General features: G+C 53.1%; 3 protein-coding genes. 2 read left to right on the forward strand and 1 reads right to left on the reverse strand.

Annotated features, from left to right (window positions below; genetic code table 11):
• Positions 1–118: 118 nt before the first annotated feature.
• Positions 119–1423, reverse strand: coding sequence for an AAA family ATPase (locus G7020_RS23630; protein WP_181087208.1), 1305 nt, complete (start codon positions 1421–1423; stop codon positions 119–121).
• 233 nt (positions 1424–1656) lie between these two features.
• Here G7020_RS23630 and G7020_RS23635 point away from each other — a divergent pair, with 233 nt between their 5' ends.
• Positions 1657–1998: a hypothetical protein gene (locus G7020_RS23635; RefSeq protein ID WP_063613477.1), complete on the forward strand. Its 342-nt coding sequence runs from the start codon at positions 1657–1659 to the stop codon at positions 1996–1998.
• A 4-nt stretch (positions 1999–2002) separates the two neighbouring features.
• Positions 2003–2518, forward strand: coding sequence for a hypothetical protein (locus tag G7020_RS23640; RefSeq protein WP_181087209.1), 516 nt, complete (start codon positions 2003–2005; stop codon positions 2516–2518).
• Positions 2519–2597 lie beyond the last annotated feature (79 nt).

Genomic DNA, 2597 nt, shown 5'->3' on the forward strand with positions numbered 1-2597 from the left:
AGTCAGCTGCCGGTAATGCGTAGTCATCTGCGCTTGAATCCTTCGGTGTGAGAGCCTGGATTCTACCGGTGGCTGGCTCTCTGCCTCTCGTTTCAAGCGTTGCGCTTATTCTATGAATTCAGGACTGTTTGTACTTGATCGCGGCGATTTTTGCCGGCAGGAACTCCAGATCATATCCGTCTGCTTCATCATGCTTGGCTGACTGGTTCTCAACGATGTAAGCGCCTGAGAGCCACCTCGGATCGACCATATGATGACTGTGGGTGGAGTAGATGATTTTGTCTCCACTGCCGACCATCTGATCAAAATATTTTAACAGCTCAGCTTGCGCACGGCTGTGCAAGTTGGCGGCAGGTTCATCGAACACATAAATTGTCTTTTGCTTGCTGCTTTCACCCTTGAACTGTGTCAGTAGCAGGAAGGTGAAAAACCATCTGAAACCAATCGAACGCTCACTGACTTTGTAATCGGAGTCTCCATTGCTCACAGCAAATGAAACCATTGCCGTGGGTGTGTCAGCCCCCGTAACAGACCACTGCAGTTCGATTCGTCTTGCTGTCGTCTCGCGCGAAAACACACGCTGCCAGCCACCTATGACCTCAGTTGTCAGCGCTTGCGAGACCTTCTTGAACACTGCGTCGATCTGATTCTTTTCATGGCTTCGATAAAAGGTATCGAGCCATTGAGGGCCATTTTTCTCACGGTACTGCGCAATGCGCCTGTTGATATGTTCGTCTACATCTTGACTTGTAGACGCTATGATCTTTGCTAGGATCTCCCGATAGTGCCGTTGCTCATAACTTTCCCCTTGAAACGGGGCCAGTTCAATTTCCTCAGGCACATTGATCAGGAATGTTGGAAAGTAGGCGACCGTTGGCACACCCTCAACCACCAGCTCGGCGACCCGCTCCCACAAATCCTCGTCAGGTTTATCAGGGTGCGCATAAGGCTCAAACTCAGCTTCCCTTGGCCGTTTGGCATTTAGCTCCAAGCCGAGGCTGCCCGTGCTTTCGCCTTTCGGATTCTTCGCAAAGCTGATTTCTTTGGTGATCCGAAACTTTTTGCCCAAAGCCTCTCTGTCGACTAAAAGCCCGAATTCTTCTGCCATCTTCTCGATCGCAGTTATTTCGTCTTCGTCCAGCTGCACCGTGGCAGCGACAGAAACGGTTCCCTTGAACGAGCCCTTCTGGCTGGCGGGAATGAAGGTGAACTCTTCGTTATTCTCAGGACTGAATTCGTAGAGACTGGAGACCGACTTATCGCTGCTGACGAACTGCGATATCGCTTCGAGAATGGTAGTTTTACCACTTTCGTTTAGGCCGATCAGCATCACAATCGGCGTATCACTCTTGCCTGAGAGCTCAATGCGCGTACTGACTATGCCTTTGTAGTTCTTAATCTCAAAATCGAGGATTTTCGACATCAGCAAACACTGCCCTGTGTTAGCACGAACTGAGCCATGCTAGCGTTCACCGCTGAACTTGGCATGCTTGAGCCCTGAGCGTAAGGCCAACAGCTTTCGGTAGCCTATTGGCAAATTGGAGCCGGCAGGGTTAGAGTGCTGGCACTCTAGCATTAGTCATCCCGCTGTCAACAGCCATCGGTTTGACGCCAAGATTAGCTGCGTTGTTTCACATAGGGATATTGGGGAACGTAATGTCAGGTTCAGATGGCAAGCTTTTCCGGGACTACATAGCGGGAGCTCCGACAGAGACCGCCTGTGACAGGCTCTACCTTCAGACTCACCTTGCTTCTCCGAAGGCCGATGTGGTTGAGCAGATCAAAGTCGGCGACACCCTGCAAATGACAGTAGGCGTCGCAGGCAGTGAACTTTCCGCCCTTGCTGTCTGGAATGGACACGTTGCAGGAGGTATCGCATCCCCGAAAGCGATTCGGCTGATCGCCTGCATTCAAAACGGTACGCAGTACCGCGCGCTTGTCACGTCCAAAGTGGGTGGCCAGATTGCGCTCAAGATCTCTCCGGTCAAGCAGGAGTGACTTAATGATCAACGTCGTTGGCGGGGTTTACTACGAACAGTGCATGTGCCCCACATGGCAGGAACTCTTCGGCTCGGGCGGTCGAGGCGCTACAGCGATAGCGCGCCTGGGTGGAACGGTTAACCTCACGACCTATGTAGACAGCACCGCAGAGTCGATTCTTCGCCTGAGGTCGGCTTTGGAAGGCTTCACGCTAGAGCCCCATGCCATTGATCGCAGCCTGCAATTCCGCTATACCCACGGACTGTCTCATCCATCTCTACATCCCTCGCCCAAGCAACAGCACAGCCTGCAAGTATGTGCAGCAAACGTCGTACGCTTTGGCTTCCTGGAAGGTGACTGCGTTGTGGATGCACGCCAGGCGGTGTATGACCCACAGAGCGCCACCGCCCCAGCGCCGTTCCATGAGAACGGCTCCAAGGCAGAGCGACTGGCACTTGTCCTAAATAGAAACGAAGCTGAAGCGTTGCATGACTGCGGATTCCACGGTCATCTGGCCACCCATTCCATGAGCATCTGACCACCGATTCCACGCTGATCCGGCCACCCATTCCACGCGCATCCGGCCACTGATTCCACGGCCATCCGGCCACTCAACC

This window comes from Stutzerimonas stutzeri (assembly GCF_013522825.1).
Classification (GTDB): Bacteria; Pseudomonadota; Gammaproteobacteria; order Pseudomonadales; family Pseudomonadaceae; genus Stutzerimonas; species Stutzerimonas stutzeri_AK.

Excerpts from the sequence above, each read along its gene's own strand:
- G7020_RS23630 (WP_181087208.1), bottom strand. The coding sequence starts at position 1,423 with ATGTCGAAAATCCTCGATTTTGAGATTAAGAACTACAAAGGCATAGTC.
- G7020_RS23635 (WP_063613477.1), top strand. The coding sequence starts at position 1,657 with ATGTCAGGTTCAGATGGCAAGCTTTTCCGGGACTACATAGCGGGAGCT.
- G7020_RS23640 (WP_181087209.1), top strand. The coding sequence starts at position 2,003 with ATGATCAACGTCGTTGGCGGGGTTTACTACGAACAGTGCATGTGCCCC.